General features: G+C 70.1%; 13 protein-coding genes. 9 read left to right on the top strand and 4 right to left on the bottom strand.

All coding sequences use genetic code 11. From position 1 onward, the window contains the following. Nucleotides 1-72 precede the first annotated feature (72 nt). Together ASD56_RS00615 and ASD56_RS00610 are read left to right on the top strand one after the other, a co-directional pair. Nucleotides 73-1,653, top strand: a complete 1,581-nt coding sequence (locus ASD56_RS00615) for an ATP-binding protein (protein ID WP_055960034.1) — start codon at nucleotides 73-75, stop codon at nucleotides 1,651-1,653. Further along, nucleotides 1,650-2,333 carry a response regulator gene (locus tag ASD56_RS00610; protein WP_055960031.1) on the top strand — a complete coding sequence of 228 codons (684 nt, stop codon included), beginning with the start codon at nucleotides 1,650-1,652 and terminating at the stop codon, nucleotides 2,331-2,333. Before ASD56_RS00615 ends, ASD56_RS00610 begins: the two co-directional genes overlap by 4 nt. Nucleotides 2,334-2,340: 7 nt before the next feature. Here ASD56_RS00610 and ASD56_RS00605 read toward each other — a convergent pair whose 3' ends face one another. After that, nucleotides 2,341-3,543, bottom strand: coding sequence for a pyridoxal phosphate-dependent aminotransferase (locus ASD56_RS00605; protein ID WP_055960028.1), 1,203 nt, complete (start codon nucleotides 3,541-3,543; stop codon nucleotides 2,341-2,343). Between the two features lie 150 nt (nucleotides 3,544-3,693). Between ASD56_RS00605 and ASD56_RS00600 the strand changes: the two genes are divergently transcribed. Genes ASD56_RS00600 through ASD56_RS00585 form a run of 4 tightly spaced genes read left to right on the top strand, consistent with a single transcriptional unit; the run spans nucleotide 3,694 to nucleotide 7,339 of the window. Beyond that, nucleotides 3,694-4,596 (top strand): ABC transporter ATP-binding protein, encoded by a 903-nt coding sequence (locus ASD56_RS00600; RefSeq protein WP_055960025.1) that lies wholly within the window; start codon nucleotides 3,694-3,696, stop codon nucleotides 4,594-4,596. Next, nucleotides 4,593-5,456 carry an ABC transporter permease gene (locus ASD56_RS00595; RefSeq protein ID WP_055960022.1) on the top strand — a complete coding sequence of 288 codons (864 nt, stop codon included), beginning with the start codon at nucleotides 4,593-4,595 and terminating at the stop codon, nucleotides 5,454-5,456. The genes ASD56_RS00600 and ASD56_RS00595 overlap by 4 nt, the downstream gene beginning before the upstream one ends. 51 nt (nucleotides 5,457-5,507) lie before the next feature. Continuing rightward, nucleotides 5,508-6,710, top strand: a complete 1,203-nt coding sequence (locus ASD56_RS00590; protein WP_055960019.1) for a sensor histidine kinase — start codon at nucleotides 5,508-5,510, stop codon at nucleotides 6,708-6,710. Next, the gene (locus tag ASD56_RS00585) at nucleotides 6,707-7,339 is read left to right on the top strand and encodes a response regulator (protein WP_055960015.1); all 633 of its coding nucleotides are present in this window, start codon (nucleotides 6,707-6,709) and stop codon (nucleotides 7,337-7,339) included. The genes ASD56_RS00590 and ASD56_RS00585 overlap by 4 nt, the downstream gene beginning before the upstream one ends. 46 nt (nucleotides 7,340-7,385) lie before the next feature. Here ASD56_RS00585 and ASD56_RS00580 read toward each other — a convergent pair whose 3' ends face one another. Both ASD56_RS00580 and aceB read right to left on the bottom strand, forming a co-directional pair. Beyond that, nucleotides 7,386-8,981, bottom strand: a complete 1,596-nt coding sequence (locus ASD56_RS00580; RefSeq protein WP_055960012.1) for an isocitrate lyase — start codon at nucleotides 8,979-8,981, stop codon at nucleotides 7,386-7,388. Between the two features lie 29 nt (nucleotides 8,982-9,010). After that, nucleotides 9,011-10,651, bottom strand: a complete 1,641-nt coding sequence (gene aceB, locus ASD56_RS00575; protein ID WP_055960010.1) for a malate synthase A — start codon at nucleotides 10,649-10,651, stop codon at nucleotides 9,011-9,013. 231 nt (nucleotides 10,652-10,882) lie between these two features. Between aceB and ASD56_RS00570 the strand changes: the two genes are divergently transcribed. The 3 genes from ASD56_RS00570 to ASD56_RS00560 all read left to right on the top strand — a co-directional run bounded on the left by ASD56_RS00570 (nucleotide 10,883) and on the right by ASD56_RS00560 (nucleotide 14,801). Continuing rightward, nucleotides 10,883-12,361 (top strand): helix-turn-helix transcriptional regulator, encoded by a 1,479-nt coding sequence (locus ASD56_RS00570; protein ID WP_055960007.1) that lies wholly within the window; start codon nucleotides 10,883-10,885, stop codon nucleotides 12,359-12,361. A gap of 236 nt (nucleotides 12,362-12,597) precedes the next feature. Further along, a complete protein-coding gene (locus tag ASD56_RS00565) occupies nucleotides 12,598-14,151 on the top strand; it encodes a glucoamylase family protein (RefSeq protein WP_055960004.1) in 1,554 nt (517 codons plus the stop codon). After that, nucleotides 14,148-14,801: a TetR/AcrR family transcriptional regulator gene (locus ASD56_RS00560; RefSeq protein ID WP_235565454.1), complete on the top strand. Its 654-nt coding sequence runs from the start codon at nucleotides 14,148-14,150 to the stop codon at nucleotides 14,799-14,801. The genes ASD56_RS00565 and ASD56_RS00560 overlap by 4 nt, the downstream gene beginning before the upstream one ends. Nucleotides 14,802-14,820: 19 nt before the next feature. Here the strand turns inward: ASD56_RS00560 and ASD56_RS00555 are convergent, their stop codons facing one another. Then, nucleotides 14,821-15,981, bottom strand: a complete 1,161-nt coding sequence (locus tag ASD56_RS00555) for a glycoside hydrolase family 1 protein (RefSeq protein WP_055960001.1) — start codon at nucleotides 15,979-15,981, stop codon at nucleotides 14,821-14,823. Between the last annotated feature and the right edge of the window lie 17 nt (nucleotides 15,982-15,998).

The raw sequence follows: 15,998 nt of genomic DNA, 5'->3' as shown, positions 1-15,998 counted from the left end.
TTGTGGAACTAAGTGAGGCTTCCGCAACTATTGGTCGCGGCGGCGCCAGGCCTGCGCGGGCAGAATGGACGGATGGCCCGAGCGATGTCGCTGAGGCTGCAGCTCCTCCTCCTGCAGGCGTTCATCGTCTGCGTCGCGACGGTGGCCACCGGCGCCGTCGCCATCGGCATCCAGGAGCGGATCATCCGTGATCAGGCACGCGAGCGCATGGTGGGCGTGGCCCTTTCGATCGCGAGCCTGCCTGCGATCCTCGACGCCCTCGACACCGCCGACCCGACCGTCGAGATCCAGCCCATCGCGGAGCTGATCCGTGAGTCGTCCGACCTCGCCTATGTGGTCGTCACCGATGCCGAGGGGATCCGGCTGTCGCATCCGAATCCTGACCGCATCGGGGAGCCGGTCTCGACGGACCCCTCCATCCCGCTGTCGGGAGAGATCTTCGTCGGGACGCAGACCGGGACGCTCGGCGAGTCCTGGCGGGTGAAGGTGCCCATCTACGAAGCGGAAGCCGGCGACGAGCCCGCCGACGTGATCGGCTCGGTCTCGGTCGGGATGCTCGAGTCGGAGCTGGCCGCGGACCTGCAGACGTGGCTCCCGTGGGTGCTGCTCGCGGTGGCGGGTTCCGCGATCGCGGGTGTCTTCGGTGCGGCCTGGGTCACCGCGATCGTGCGGCGCCGGATCTTCCAGTTGGAGCCCGATCAGATCGCCGAGCTCGTCCTCGAGCGGGAGACCATGCTGCACCGGCTCAGCGAAGGCGTCATCACGGTCGACGCCGAGGGCACGATCACTCTCGCGAACGACGCATCTGCACGGCTGCTCGGCAGAGACGACCTCGTCGGCCGCCCGGCCCGCGAGGTGCTCGAGGGCCCGATCCTGGAAGTCCTGGAGGATGGCGAGCCGGACGGCCGCGTGGTGCTCTCCGGCGAGCGCGCGCTCATCGCCCGCGGCACCGGAATCCGCGGCGACGACGGGTCGCCCGTCGGCGGCTCCCTCCTGCTGCGCGACCACACCGAGCTGCATGCCGCGCTGCGCGACATGGACGGCGCCCAGTCGCTGACCGACGGACTGCGCGCTCAGGCGCACGAGTTCGCCAACTCCATGCATGTCGTCGCCGGCCTCCTGGAACTCGGGATGGTCGACGAGGCGCGCGAGTTCATCGCGCGCACCCGTCCCGGCGGAACGCTGCGCGTCGAGGGTGATGCGACGGAGCTCGGCGGCGAACTGGCGGCGCTCCTGTCGGTCAAGACCGTGCAGGCGCGCGAGCGGGGCATCGGGCTCACCGTCGAGGCAGCAGGTCCGGTGCCGCCCGAGGTCTCGGACGATCTCATCACCGTGCTCGGGAACCTCATCGACAACGCGCTCGACGCGTGCGACGTGGCGGACCGCATCCACATCTCCGTGACGGCGGGAGACGGCGTGGTCAGCGCGGTCGTCGAGGACACCGGCCCCGGCGTTCCCGCCGACATCGCGGACACGGTGTTCGACGAGGGGGTCAGCACGAAGGACGGCAGCGCGCGCCGGCGCGGGATCGGGCTCGCGCTCGTGCGCCGGATCGCACGTCGCCGGGGCGGCGACGTCGTGCTGGACCGCCCGGCCGGGGGCGGGGCGAGGTTCACCCTGACGCTCCCGGTCGACGCGAGGGTGGTCTCATGACCGGGCTCTTGCGCGTGCTCGTCGTCGACGACGTGCCGGCCGTCGCCGCGCTCCACGGCGCCTTCGTGGTCGCCCACCCGCGCTGCGAGCTGGTCGGCACGGCGGCGACGGGTCCGCAGGCTGTCGTCGCCATGCGCGAGCTCGAGCCGGACCTCGTGCTGCTGGACGTCCACCTGCCGGGCTTCTCCGGTATCGACGCGATGCGCGAGATCCGGGCCGACGCGTCCCTGGCGCAGCCGGACGTCATCGCGGTCACGGCGGCGCGCGACGTCGAGACCGTGCGCGATGCGCGCCTGATGGGGGCGCGGCACTACCTCGTGAAGCCGTTCACCGCGAGTGAGCTGCACCAGCGGATCGATGATGTGCTGCGCGAGCGTGCCAGTCACCCCGATCCGTCGGCGGCGCTGGATCAGCGCGACATCGACGCCGTCATGAGCCCGGTGGATCGGCATCCGCTGCCGAAGGGGCTGACGCGGGAGACCCTGCAGGTCGTGTCAGCCGCTCTCCGCGCCCACTCCGGCTCGTCGGCCGGTGAGATCGCCGAGATCGTGGGGCTCTCGCGCGTCAGCTGCCGCCGATACCTCGAGCATCTCGCCGACACGGGCCTCGCGGCGCGCTCGCTCGACTACGCCACCGCGGGACGGCCGAGCACGCGCTACACCGCAGTGCCCGCCCGGTGACGGTCCGCTAGGACGCGAAGAGTCGCTGCAGGCGCTGCACGCCCTCGAGCAGGGCGTCGTCGCCGAGCGCGTACGACAGCCGCAGGTAGCCGCTCGGGCCGAACGCCTCACCCGGGACGACCGCGACGTCGGCCTCGTCGAGGATGAGGTCCGCGAGCTCGAGCGAGGTGGTCGGCGTCTTGCCGCGCCACTCGCGGCCCAGCAGCCCACGGACGTCCGGGTAGGCGTAGAACGCGCCCAGCGGGTTCGGGACCGTCACGCCCTCGATCTTCGACAGCTCCGACACGACCAGCCGGCGGCGCCGGTCGAATGCCAGGCGCATCTGCTCCACCTCGGCCTGCGGACCCGACAGCGCCGCGAGGGCGGCACGCTGAGCGATGTTGTTCACGTTGCTGCACAGGTGCGACTGCAGGTTCGCGGCGACCTTGATGGCGTCCTTCGGGCCGACCATCCAGCCCAGGCGCCAGCCCGTCATCGCGTAGGTCTTGGCGACGCCGTTGACGAGGATCGTCTGGGCTGCGGCATCCGGAACCGCCTCGACGATCGAGACGGCGCGTACGCCCTCGTAGACGAGGTTCTGGTAGATCTCGTCCGAGATGATCCAGATGCCGTGCTCGACCGCCCACTCGCCGATGGCCCTGGTCTCTTCGGGCGTGTACACCGCGCCGGTGGGGTTCGAGGGCGAGACGAACACGAGAGCGGTCGTCTTGTCGGTCCGCGCCGCTTCGAGCTGCCCGACCGTGACCTTGTAGTCCTGGTCGGCACCGGCGAACACCTCGACGGGCACACCGTCGGCCAGCGCGATCGCCTCGGGGTACGTCGTCCAGTACGGCGCGGGCAGCAGCACCTCGTCGCCGGGGTTCACCACGGCCTGGAACGCCTGGTACACGGCCTGCTTGCCGCCGTTGGTCACGATGATCTGCGACGGGTCGACCTCGAGGCCGGAGTCGCGGAGCGTCTTGGCGGCGATCGCCTCACGCAGCACGGGCAGCCCGGCGGCGGGGGTGTAGCGGAAGTTCGAGGGGTCGCGCAGCGCCTCGGCCGCGGCATCCACGATCGACTGCGGCGTCGCGAAGTCGGGCTCGCCGGCCGCGTACGAGATCACCGGTCGACCGGCGGCCTGCAGGGACTTCGCCTTGGCATCGACCTTGAGGGTCGCCGACTCGGCGATGGCGGAGAGCTTGCGGGAGAGCGGGGCGCGTTCTGTCACGCCTTCGAGCGTAGTCGGCGAGCGCGGGCGTCGTCGTGCGGATTGCGCGGCCGGACGTGAGCCCGGGCGGCAGGCCTCCACCGAATGGGGGATGCCTCCTCCGACGGACGACCGCTGTCCGGGCCGCCCGCGATCGGCCAGGCTGAGGTCATGCAGACACATGCGGTGCGCGTGAGGGACCTGAGCAAGACCTATGGCGGCCGCACGGTCGTCGACGGCGTCTCGTTCGACATCGAGCACGGCGAGACGTTCGCGCTCCTCGGCCCGAATGGAGCGGGCAAGTCCACGACGGTCGAGATCCTCGAGGGATACCGTCGCCGGACCGGCGGCGAGGTCGAGGTGCTCGGCGTGGACCCCGGCGCCGCGGGCCTCGACTGGAAGGCGCGCCTGGGGATCGTGCTGCAGTCGACCGGCCAGGCGGGACTCGTCACGGTGCGCGAGCAGCTGCGGCAGTTCGCAGGCTTCTACCCCGATCCCCGTGATGTCGACGAGGTGATCGCCGCCGTCGGGCTCGAACAGCAGGCGAAGACCCGCATCTCGCGGCTGTCGGGCGGACAGCAGCGCCGGGTGGACGTCGCTCTCGGGATCATCGGGCGTCCCGAGCTGCTCTTCCTCGACGAGCCCACCACGGGCTTCGATCCCCATGCGCGCCGAGAGTTCTGGGATCTGATCCGCGTCCTCCAGACGGAGGGCACGACGATCCTGCTCACCACCCACTACCTCGACGAGGCGGCCCAGCTCGCCGACCGGGTCGCGGTGATCGCCGCCGGTCGCATGCAGGCCATCGGCCCGGTCGCCGGGTTCGGCGGTGCCGACGCGCGCGTGCCGCGGGTCCGCTGGACGGAGGACGGGATGCCGCGGGAGCAGCGCACCGACGATCCGTTCAGCTTCGTCACGGCCCTGGGGGCGCGCCTGGGTGGAGCCCCCGCAGACCTCGAGATCATGCGGCCCAGCCTGGAGGACATCTACCTCCGCCTGGTCGCCGAGGCCGAAGCCCTCACCCACGCCGACCTTGCGGACGAGACCGCCGACTCGACGGGAACGGGACGATGAGCGTCGAGGTCGAGACCACTGCCGCCGCGCCGCGCGTCCGCCGCCCCCGCAAGGGCATGCTCGCCATGGGCGCCTGGCGCGCACGATTCGAGATCGTGCAGTACTTCCGCTCCGGTGACACGCTGTTCTTCACCTTCCTGTTCCCGGTGTTCATGCTGGGACTGTTCAGCGTCGCGTTCGGGTCGGACGGCGATGTGCAGCTCTCGCCCGATGTGCCGCCGATATCGATGGCCGAGCTCTACCTGCCCGGGATGATCGCGGCGGGACTGCTGCTGTCGGGCTTCCAGAACCTCGCCATGGACATCGCCATCGAGCGCTCGGAGGGCATGCTCAAGCGCCTCGGCGGCACCCCGCTCTCTCCGGTCAGCTACTTCCTGGGCAAGATCGGCCAGGTCGGCGTCACCGGCGTGCTGCAGGCGGCGCTGCTGCTCGCCTTCGCCTCCCTCGTTCTCGGTGTGGAGCTCCCCACGGAGCCCGCACGCTGGGCGACGTTCGCGTGGGTGTTCGTGCTCGGCATCACGACCTCCGCGCTGCTCGGCGTGGCTCTGTCCTCCGTGCCGCGCACGGGCAAGAGCGCCACCGCCGTCGTCGTGCCGATCGCGCTCGCACTGCAGTTCGTCTCCGGCGTGTACCTCACCTTCTCGCAGCTGCCGGACTGGCTCCAGACGGTCGCGGGGATCTTCCCGCTCAAGTGGATGGCGCAGGGGATGCGCGCGGTGTTCCTGCCCGACGAGTACGCGAGCCTCGAGCAGCACGGGGAGTGGGATCTCGGAGGCGTCGCGATCGCGCTCGTGGTGTGGCTCGTTGTCGGTCTCGTGCTCTCGCGCCTGACCTTCCGGTGGATCCGGCGGGACGCGTAGCCTGGCGCTGCGACACGTCTCGACCGCGAGCCGGGCCGGAAGGACGACGAGATGCTGAAGCCACGCTGGTGGGACGTGACGGTCGGCGCGGGGTCGCTGGCGATGGCGGTGGGCCTGCTGTTCGGATTCGGTCCGGTGGGGCAGCAGCGCCTGATGATCGCGCTCGCGAGCATCGTGCTCTTCGTGCTGGGCTACGTCCTGGTGGGCCGCGCGGCGATCGGCAACCCGCCCGCCGGCTGGCGGTTCCCGGTCTTCCTCGCGGTCGCCGCGCTCGCCGTGGGCATCGGCACTGCCGCCGCCCCGTTCCTCGCGATGCTGCAGACGCTGGCCTACCCGCTGGCCTGGGTCATCGGCGATACGCGCCGCCGCGGCATCCTGGCCTCGCTGGTGATCGCCGCGAGCGTCTTCACGGGAGTGTTCATCGGCGGCGGGTTCACCGCCGGGGCCGCGGTCTCGGGTGCGACCACCGCCACCTTCTCGGTGGTCTTCGCCACGGCGCTGGGCCTGTGGATCGCCAGCATCGCCGAGTACGGCGAGGAGCGCGCACGACTCCTCGCCGACCTGACGGCGGCACAGGCGCAGGTCGAGGCGCTCAGCCGTGGGCGCGGCGCCGCCGAGGAGCGGGAGCGGATGGCCCGCGACATCCACGACACTCTCGCGCAGACCCTCGCGGGGCTCGTGATCCTCGCCGAGCGGGGCGGGCGGCAATCGCGGAACGGTGAGACGGATGCCGCGGCCACCACGATCGCGACCGTCGAGCAGGTCGCGCGCGATGCCCTGAACGAGGCCCGCGCCATCGTCGCCCGCACCGCGGCCGTCCCCTCCGAGCCCGCGTTCGAGGCGGCCGTCGAGCGCCTGATCGAGCGCTTCCGCGCGCAGGGCGGCGCCGCGATCGCCCTGGAGCGCGGCGAAGTGGCGGGAACCCTGGAGCGGGACGCCCAGGTCGTGCTGCTGCGCTGCCTGCAGGAGGCGCTCTCCAATGTGGCCAAGCACGCCGGTGCCGTCCGCGCGGTGGTGCGCGTCGCCGTGGCGCAGGACGGGGCGGCGCGCCTGGAGGTCGTCGACGACGGCGACGGATTCGATCCGGACGCTCCCCACTCCGGGTTCGGCATCGACGGCATGCGGGAGCGGGTCGCCCTCGCGGGCGGTCGCCTGGAGGTGCGGTCGCAGCCGGGCGGCGGGACGGCGCTGGTGGTGGTCCTCCCGGGGGCGGGTGTCATGGCGGAGCGAGCCGTGGCGGAGCGGGCGCTGTGATCCGTCTGCTGATCGCCGACGATCACCCGGTCGTCCGCGCGGGACTGGCCGGACTGCTCTCCGACGAGCCGGGGTTCGAGGTCGTGGGGGAGGCGTCCGACGGGGAAGAGGCCGTGCAGCTCGCGTCGGTCACCCGCCCCGACGTGGTCCTGATGGACCTCCGGATGCCGCGCGTGGACGGGGTCGTCGCGACCAGCCGCATCGTCGGGGGAGAGGCCGGAGACCCGCCACCGCGCGTGCTGATCCTGACGACATACGAGTCGGATGATCAGATCCTCGCCGCGATCGAGGCCGGCGCCTCGGGCTACCTCCTCAAAGCGGCTCCGCAGGCCGAGATCGTCGCGGGCATCCGGTCGGTGGCCGCCGGGCAGTCCGCGCTGTCTCCGGCGGTGGCCGTGCGACTGGTCGAGCGGATGCGGCAGCCCGAGCCGACCGCAGTGCTCACCGCCCGTGAGACCGATGTGCTGAGGCTCGTCGCGATAGGCAACAGCAACAAGCAGGTCGCCGCTCTGCTCGGAATCGGCGAGTCCACCGTCAAGACGCATCTGCTGAAGGTCTTCGAGAAGCTGGGCGTGACGGACCGCACGCGGGCGGTGACGCTCGCGATGGAGCGTGGACTTCTGAACTGAACGACGGATGCCGCGGACCGGCCGGTCCGCGGCATCCGTCGTCGCTTCAGCCGAACTGGTTCATCGTGTTGTGCGCGCCGCCTGCCTTGAGGGCGGCCTCGCCGGCGAAGTACTCCTTGTGGGTGTCGCCGAGGTCGCTGCCGGCCATGTTCTGGTGCTTGACCGTGGCGATCCCGCCGCGGATCTCGCGACGCTGGACGCCCTTGACGTAGGCGAGCATGCCCTCGTCGCCGAAGTAGCCCTTCGCCAGGTCGTCGGTCGACAGTGCGGCCGTGTGGTAGGTCGGCAGCGTGATGAGGTGGTGGAAGATGCCCGCGCGCGCCGAGCCGTCACGCTGGAACGAGCGGATCTTGTCGTCGGCCAGTCGGGCCAGTTCGGTGTCGTCGTACTCGACGCTCATGAGGCTGCCGCGGTCGTACGCCGAGACGTCCTGGCCGCTCTCCGCGAGCAGGTCGTAGGCCTGCTGGCGGAAGTTCAGCGTCCAGTTGAACGACGGGCTGTTGTTGTAGACCAGCTTCGCGTCGGGGATGACCTCGCGGATGCGGTCCACCATGCCGGCGATCTGCTCGATGTGCGGCTTCTCGGTCTCGATCCACAGCAGGTCGGCGCCGGCTCGGAGCGACGTGATGCAGTCGAGGACCACGCGGTCCTCGCCCGTGCCGGGCCGGAACTGGTACAGGTTGCTGGCCAGTCGCTTCGGGCGCAGCAGCCTGCCCTCCCGGCGGATGACGACGTCGCCGTCGCCCAGCTCGGACTCGGAGACCTCTTCGACGTCGAGATAGGAGTTGTAGAGGTCTCCCAGGTCGCCGGGCTCGTTCGACACGGCGAGCTTCTGCGTGAGGCCTGCCCCGAGCGAATCGGTGCGGGCGACGATGACGCCGTTGTCGATGCCGAGCTCGAGGAACGCGTAGCGGACCGCGTTGATCTTCGCGAGGAAGTCCTCGTGCGGCACGGTGACCTTGCCGTCCTGGTGTCCGCACTGCTTCTCGTCCGAGACCTGGTTCTCGATCTGGATCGCGCAGGCGCCGGCCTCGATCATCTTCTTCGCGAGGAGGTAGGTCGCCTCGGGGTTGCCGAACCCGGCGTCGATGTCGGCGATGATCGGCACGACGTGGGTCTCGTGGTTGTCGATCTGCGACTGGACGAACTCCACGGCGGTCTCGTCGCCCGCGGCGCGCGCGGTGTCGAGCTGACTGAAGAGGAGGTCGAGCTCGCGCGCGTCGGCCTGACGGAGGAAGGTGTAGAGCTCCTCGATCAGCGCGGGCACCGACGTCTTCTCGTGCATCGACTGGTCGGGCAGCGGACCGAACTCCGATCGGAGGGCGGCGACCATCCAGCCCGACAGGTACAGGTAGCGCTTGTCGGTGCTCTTGAGGTGCTTCTTGATCGAGATCAGCTTCTGCTGCCCGATGAAGCCGTGCCAGACGCCGAGCGACTGGGTGTAGACGGACGAGTCCGAATCATATTCGGCCATGTCGCGCCGCATGATGTCGGCCGTGTACTGCGCGATCTCGAGACCCGTCCGGAATCGGTTCTGCGCCCGCATGCGGGCGACCGACTCGGGGTCGATGGCGTCCCACGGGGAGCCCTGCTGATCCTTCAGCGCGCGGACGGCGTCGATGTCGTCTTGATAGGCGGTCATGTCTTCTTCTCCTTCGAAAGGGACGTGGGTCAGGCCGTCTCGGCCAGGAAGCGCGAGTAGGCCGGAAGGGTCAGGAACGCCGGGAACTCCTGGCCGAGGGCGACGTCGCGGAAGATCTCGGCCGCATCGTCGAAGCGGTCGCCGTCGCGCCGGTCGACTTCGCCGAGCACCTGCCGGATGAGCCCCTCGATGTAGTCCCGGGTGATGGGAGTCCCGTCTTCGGTCGTCTGGTCCTGGTGGATCCACTGCCACACCTGCGAGCGCGAGATCTCCGCGGTCGCGGCATCCTCCATCAGGTTGTCGATGGCGACGGCGCCCAGGCCCCGCAGCCACGCCTCGAGGTAGCGGATGGCCACCGACACGTTCGCGTGCACGCCGGCTGCCGTGATCGGGCGGCCGATGTGGACGTCGAGCAGATCGGATGCCGCGACCGACACGTCCGGGCGCTGACGGTCCAGCTGGTTCGGGCGGTCACCGAGCACCGCGTCGAACTCGGCGCGAGCGACGGGGATGAGGTCGGGGTGGGCCACCCACGTTCCGTCGAAGCCGTCGCCGGCCTCGCGCTTCTTGTCGGCGGCGACCTTCTCGAACGCGCGCTCGGTCACCTCGGGGTCACGGCGGTTCGGGATGAAGGCGCTCATCCCGCCGATCGCGAAGGCGCCGCGCTTGTGACACGTCTGCACGAGCAGCTCGGTGTACGAGCGCATGAACGGCACCGTCATCGTGACCTCGCTGCGGTCGGGCAGCACGAACCGTGCGCCGCGCCCGCGGTAGTTCTTGATGATCGAGAAGATGTAGTCCCAGCGGCCGGCGTTCAAGCCGGCGCAGTGGTCGCGCAGCTCGAAGAGGATCTCGTCCATCTCGAACGCGGCCGGCAGCGTCTCGATCAGCACGGTCGCGCGGATCGTCCCGTGCTCGAGGCCCAGGCGCTCCTCGCTGAACGTGAACACGTCGTCCCACAGCTTCGCCTCTTCGCTCGACTCGAGCTTGGCGATGTAGAAGTAGGGCCCGCGACCGTTCGCGATGAGCTGCTTCGCGTTGTGGAAGAAATACAGGCCGAAGTCCACGAGCGAGCCCGACGCCGCCATCGTGCGCCCGGTGGGGTCGGTGAAGCGGATGTGCTGCTCGGGCAGGTGCCACCCGCGCGGGCGCATCACGATCGTCGGCGTCTCGTCGGCTGTGACCTCGTAGCGCTTGCCTTCCGGGCTGGTGAACGACAACTCGCCCCGGATGGCGTCGCGCAGGCTCAGCTGGCCTTCGATGACGTTCTTCCATGTCGGGCTCGTGGCGTCCTCCTGGTCGGCGAGCCACACCTTCGCACCCGAGTTGAGCGCGTTGATGGTCATCTTCGGGTCGGTCGGGCCCGTGATCTCGACGCGGCGATCCTCGAGCCCGGGACCGGCGCCCGCTACGCGCCACTGAGCGTCCTCGCGGATGTGACGGGTGTCGTCGCGGAACTGCGGGTCGTGCCCGTTGCCGATCTCGAATCGGCGACGCAGGCGGTCGGCCAGCCTGCTGTGGCGGCGGGCGCCGAAGCGGTGGTGCAGCTCCGTGAGGAACTCGAGTGCCTCGAAGGTGAGGATCTCGTCGTAACGCGCGGCGAGAGGCGCGGCGACCTCGATCGAGGGGTCCTGGGTGTGCGTCGGGATGGGGCCCGTGCGCATGCGCATCGGGGTGGCGGTTGCAGGTGTCATGTTCCTGTCTTCCTGTGACGAAAGGTGTGGTGGGCGGATGCCGCGGCCCGGCGTGTGCGCTGGGCCCTCGGCATCCGTGATCCGCGTTTCTGCTTCGATCGGGGTCTGCGGGGTGTGAGTCCACTCTGCGGTGAAGATCATGGGCCTGACCGACCAAACCGAGGGAGAAGTTTCGAGATATTTCTGTTTCTGTGACAGAGTGACGCCATGACGACGTCGTTCACCCGTGACCCGGTCGCAGAACTCCCCGACGATGAGGGTGTGGATTCCCTCACCATCGGCCGCCGCATCCGCCAGCTGCGCACCGAGCGCGGCATGACGCTCGAAGAGCTCGCCGCCGCCGTCGATCGCGCGCCCAGCCAGCTGTCCATGATCGAGAACGGCCGGCGCGAGCCCAAGCTCACGCTGCTGCAGGCGATCGCCCGTGCGCTCGGCTCGACCCTGGACGCGATCCTCGAGTCGGAGCCGCTCGATGAGCGCGCGACGCTCGAGATCTCGCTCGAGCGGGCGATGCGCGGGCAGACCTTCCAGGCCCTCGGGATCCCGCCCTTCCGCGTCGGCAAGACGGTGCCCAGCGAAGCACTCAAGGCGATGCTCGCCCTGCAGTCCGAGATCGAGCGCCTGCGCGACGAGCGGGCCGCGACTCCGGAGGAGGCCCGGCGGGCCAACGTCGCCCTTCGCCGGCTGATGCGCACGCAGAACAACTACTTCGCCGAACTCGAGGACCAGGCGCGAGCGCTGCTGCAGGCCGTCGACCACCCGGGCGGTCCGCTGACGCAGCGCACGGCATCCGACATCGCCGCGCACCTGGGGTTCACGCTGCACTACGTGCCGGACCTGCCGCAGACCACCCGCAGCGTCGCCGACATCAAGAACGGCCGCCTGTACCTGTCCAGCCGCCTGACGGCGAAGGGCGACCCGCGCACGGCGGTGCTGCAGGCGCTGTCGAGCCGGATACTCGGTCACCGCGAGCCGACGTCGTACGCGGAGTTCCTGCGCCAGCGCGTCGAGACGAACTACCTCACCGGCGCGCTGCTCATCCCCGAGCAGCACGCCGTGCCGTTCCTGCAGGAGGCCAAGAAGGACCGCGCGATCTCGATCGAGGACGTCCGCGACGCGTACTCGGTGTCGTACGAGACGGCCGCGCACCGTTTCACGAATCTCGCGAGCGTGCATCTCGGCATCCCGGTGCACTTCCTCAAGGTCCACGAATCGGGCACCATCACGAAGGCGTACGAGAACGACGACGTCAACTTCCCGACCGATCGCCTCGGCTCGATCGAGGGGCAGATGTGCTGCCGCAAGTGGACGTCACGGGTCGTGTTCGACGTCGACGACCACTTCAACCCGTACTACCAGTACACCGACACCGGCAACGGGACGTACTGGTGCACGGCCCGCGTCGAGCAGTCCAGCGAGGGGGCGCACTCGGTCTCGGTGGGGGTGCGGTTCGACGACACCAAGTGGTTCCTGGGGCGCGACACCCCGAACCGCGGTGTGTCGAAGCACTCGGTCGAGGCATGCTGCCGACGGGCTCCCGCCGAGCTCGAGGCATCCTGGCGCGAGAACTCCTGGCCGAACGTCCGCACCCCGCGCACGCTGCTGGCCACGCTGCCGACGGGCGCGTTCCCCGGGGTCGACACGACGGACGTCTACGAGTTCCTCGAGGCCCACGCCCCGCGCTGACCTCGCCGCTCGTCCGTACACCGCGCGGCAGCCTGACCCGCGAGTCGCCACGACACGCCGGTCGCGCGGGCAAGCAGCGGCGTGTCTTGGCGAGTGGCGCGAGATCCCGGGCGCGCGGCTCCGTGAGAGGCCAGTGAGAGTGCGGACCACGGGGTTCCGCTCAATACCTTTCACCTGTTAGGTTTTCCCGACCGACGGTTCCGCCGGGCGGAGCCGCTTTCGATAAGGAGAGCGCAATGAAGCGATGGGTGAGCACGGCGGCTGCAGCGGGACTGGTCGTGACCGGACTGGCGATCGCCGGACCGGCGACGGCGAGCGGCGATCCCGCTTCCGGCAGACCGGGGAACGAGACCCTCCAGCGATATGCCGAGGACACCTGGGCATCTCTGGACGCGATGACCGACGAGGCCACCGGCCTGCCGTCCGACAACATCACGGGCGACCTGTCCACGGCGGGCGCGTACACCTCGCCGACGAACATCGGCGGGTACCTGTGGTCGACGGTGACCGCGCGCGACCTCGGCATCATCTCCCCGGACGAGGCCCGAGCCCGTATGGCGGCGACGCTCGGAACGCTCGAGACGCTCGAACGCAACGACGCCAGCGGCATGTACTACAACTGGTACGACCCCGCCACCGGGGCGAAGCTCACGACGTGGCCCGACTCCGGCGACGTCGTGCACCCGTTCCTGAGCACCGTCGACAACGGATGGCTCGCGGCATCACTCCGCATCGTCCGCGAGGCGGAGCCGAGCCTCGCCGGGCAGGCGGACGCGCTGTACGACTCGATGGACTTCGGGGCGTTCTTCAACCCCGAGGGCGCGCCGGGGCTGCCCGCCGGCACCAACCGGGGTGGCTTCTGGGAGGTCGCTCCTCCGGGCTGCAGCGTCGCTGCGCCGATGTACAACGGGTCAGGCGAACAGGCGTTCTACACGTGCCACCACTACGACACCACTGTGAGCGAGAGCCGCATCGCCACCTATCTCGGGATCGCGAACGGTCAGATTCCGGCGACGGCCCTGTACGGCACCCATCGGACGATGCCGCCCGGCTGCGACTGGGCCTGGCAGGAGCAGCTGCCCACCGGCACCACGCTCACCTACCAGGGGTTCGACGTCTGGGAGGGTGTCTACACCTACGCCGGAATGGACTTCGTGCCCAGCTGGGGAGGCAGCATGTTCGAGGCGCTCATGCCCGACCTGCTCGTGCCCGAGACGAAATGGGGCGCGAAGTCCTGGCGGCTGAACCACCCGATCACCGTCGCGGTGCAGAAGCACCATGGGCTCGTCGACGCCGAGTACGGAGCGTGGGGATTCTCGCCGGCCAGTGACCCGTTCGGCGGCTATGCCGAGTACGGTGTCGACCTCGCCGGCATGCGCTCCGACGGCTACGCATCCGATCGCGAGAAGACCGATGTCGACATCGACCGTCCGGGCTGCACGGTCGGCACGAACCCCGATCCCGAATTCGGCGACGGCGTCGTGACCCCTCACGCGGCATTCCTCGCGCTGCCGTACGACCGGTCCGGGGTGCTCGAGAACCTCGCCCACCTCGAGTCCGATCTCGGCGCCTACGGGCCCGGCGGCTTCTTCGACTCCGTCGCCGTCGGCAGCGGGACCGTCGCCGAGCGCTACCTGTCGCTCGATCAGTCGATGATCCTGGCGGCGATCGGCAACGAGCTGACCGGCGATACGCTGAAGCGGTATTTCGTCGACAAGGAGATGGAGCAGCGCCTGCGCCCGGCGATGGCAGCGCAGGTCTTCAGCTCCGATTGGAAAGCGCGCGAGTGAGCAGCGGAGCCGCTGAGGACGTGGCCGGGACACCCGAATCGGATGCCCCGGCCCGCGCCGCGCGTGCACCGCGAGGCAGCTATGCCAAGGGGCTGGCCCGCCGGCAGCAGATCGTCGACGAGGCCCTCGTGGTCTTCGGACGCAGCGGCTTCCACAGCGGGTCCCTCAGGGAGATCGCCAAGCGGGTCGGCCTGACGCCCACAGGCCTGATGCACCACTTCGCCAACAAGGAGGAGCTCTTCACCGAGGTGCTCCGCCAGCGCGACGAGAAGATCCGCGAAGCAGCCGGCGATCCCGCCGAGCACACCCTGATCCAGCAGGCGACGAAGGTCGTGGCCTACAACCAGGAGTCGCGCGGTCTGACGTCGCTGTACGCCACGGTCTCTGCCGAGGCGACCGACACGGAGCATCCGGCGCACGAGGAGTTCGCGCGGCGCTACCGGGAGAGTGCCGCGAGTGCGATGCCGATCCTCATCGCGGCGCAGGAAGACGGCGAGGTCAGGTCGGATGTCGACCCCGAGCTCGCCGCGCGGCTCATCAGCGCGGTCATGGACGGCATCCAGCAGCAGTGGCTGCTGGACGAGAGCGTGGACATGAACGCGCTGTTCGCAGAGTTCGCGCGAGGGTACCTCCTGCCGCGGGACGGCTGAGGCGGTTCGCCTCCGCGGTTCAGGCTGCCGGGATCGCGTTCGCGCGTGCGACGTCGCCGAGCCAGGCCAGGCTCGGCTTGGGGTGCCGCTCGAAGGTCTCGCGATCCCAGGCGATGAGACCGAAGGTCGGCGCGAAGCTGCCCCACTCGTAGTTGTCCAATGCGCTCCAGTGAAGGTAGCCGCGCACGTCGACCCCGTCCTCGATGCACGCTCGGACCGCCTGGAGGGCGCCGCGCGTGTAGTCGATGCGGCGGGCGTCGTCCGCGGTGGCCATGCCGTTCTCGGTCACGTAGACGGGGACGCCGGCCCGCGCCCACGCGTTGCGGATCCCCTCGCCCACCGCGGGAGGGTAGTACTCCCAGCCGGTGAGCGTTCGCTCGGCGTCATCGGGGATCGGAAGCGGCCCGTCGGTGCCGATACGGGTGCGCGTGTACGCCTGCACGCCGATCCAGTCGTCGCCCTTCGCCGCGTCGAGGAAGACGTCCTCCCGCGAGCGGCCGTAGTCGGCGGCGACGGCCTCGGCGCCCTCGACCGGCTGATACGCCTGCGTCGCCACCGACCACCCTGCCCGCGCGCCCGCGCCGCGGACGATCCCCACCGCCCGCTTGTGCGCGTCGACGAGCCGGTCGGTCACCGCCGGCACGCCCGGGGGCAGCCCGATCGACGGGAATCCCACCTCGGGATCGGCGAGCACCGAGACCATGTTCGGCTCGTTGATCGTGCAGACGAGGTCGACGCCCTCCAGCACCGGCAGCGCGGCCTCGACGTAGCGCGCGAACCGGTCGGCCGCGGCATCCGAGTGCCACCCGCCTTCGCGGGCGAACCAGACGGGATTGGTGAAATGGTGGAGCGTGATCATCGGCTGCAGGCCCACGTCCTGCGCCGTGGCCACCATCCGGCGGTAGTGGTCGATGGCCGCGCGCGAGATCCAGCCATCCTCGGGTTCGATGCGGGCCCACTCGATGCTGAACCGGTACGTGTCCAGCCCGGCGCCGGCGAGCAGCGCCATGTCCTCCGGATAGCGGTGGTAGCTGTCCGCGGCGTCGCCGGACGGCGTCTCGACGGGGGCGCCGGGGAGGCGCCCCCACTCGCGCTGCCACCAGTCGGAGTTGACGTTGCCGCCCTCGATCTGGTGCGCCGCCGTCGACGCGCCCCACAGGAAGCCTTCGGGGAAGTCCATCGTGCGATGGTCCTTTC

The organism is Microbacterium sp. Root166 (genome assembly GCF_001427145.1).
Lineage (GTDB): Bacteria > Actinomycetota > Actinomycetes > Actinomycetales > Microbacteriaceae > Microbacterium.
Note: the sequence above shows the minus strand (reverse complement) of the source record. Positions and strands in the feature narration are given on the sequence as shown.

Coding starts and splice junctions, on each gene's coding strand:
- ASD56_RS00565 (WP_055960004.1), top strand. CDS start 12,598: ATGAAGCGATGGGTGAGCACGGCGGCTGCAGCGGGACTGGTCGTGACC.
- aceB (WP_055960010.1), bottom strand. CDS start 10,651: ATGCGCATGCGCACGGGCCCCATCCCGACGCACACCCAGGACCCCTCG.
- ASD56_RS00590 (WP_055960019.1), top strand. CDS start 5,508: ATGCTGAAGCCACGCTGGTGGGACGTGACGGTCGGCGCGGGGTCGCTG.
- ASD56_RS00555 (WP_055960001.1), bottom strand. CDS start 15,981: ATGGACTTCCCCGAAGGCTTCCTGTGGGGCGCGTCGACGGCGGCGCAC.
- ASD56_RS00580 (WP_055960012.1), bottom strand. CDS start 8,981: ATGACCGCCTATCAAGACGACATCGACGCCGTCCGCGCGCTGAAGGAT.
- ASD56_RS00570 (WP_055960007.1), top strand. CDS start 10,883: ATGACGACGTCGTTCACCCGTGACCCGGTCGCAGAACTCCCCGACGAT.
- ASD56_RS00610 (WP_055960031.1), top strand. CDS start 1,650: ATGACCGGGCTCTTGCGCGTGCTCGTCGTCGACGACGTGCCGGCCGTC.
- ASD56_RS00615 (WP_055960034.1), top strand. CDS start 73: ATGGCCCGAGCGATGTCGCTGAGGCTGCAGCTCCTCCTCCTGCAGGCG.
- ASD56_RS00600 (WP_055960025.1), top strand. CDS start 3,694: ATGCAGACACATGCGGTGCGCGTGAGGGACCTGAGCAAGACCTATGGC.
- ASD56_RS00595 (WP_055960022.1), top strand. CDS start 4,593: ATGAGCGTCGAGGTCGAGACCACTGCCGCCGCGCCGCGCGTCCGCCGC.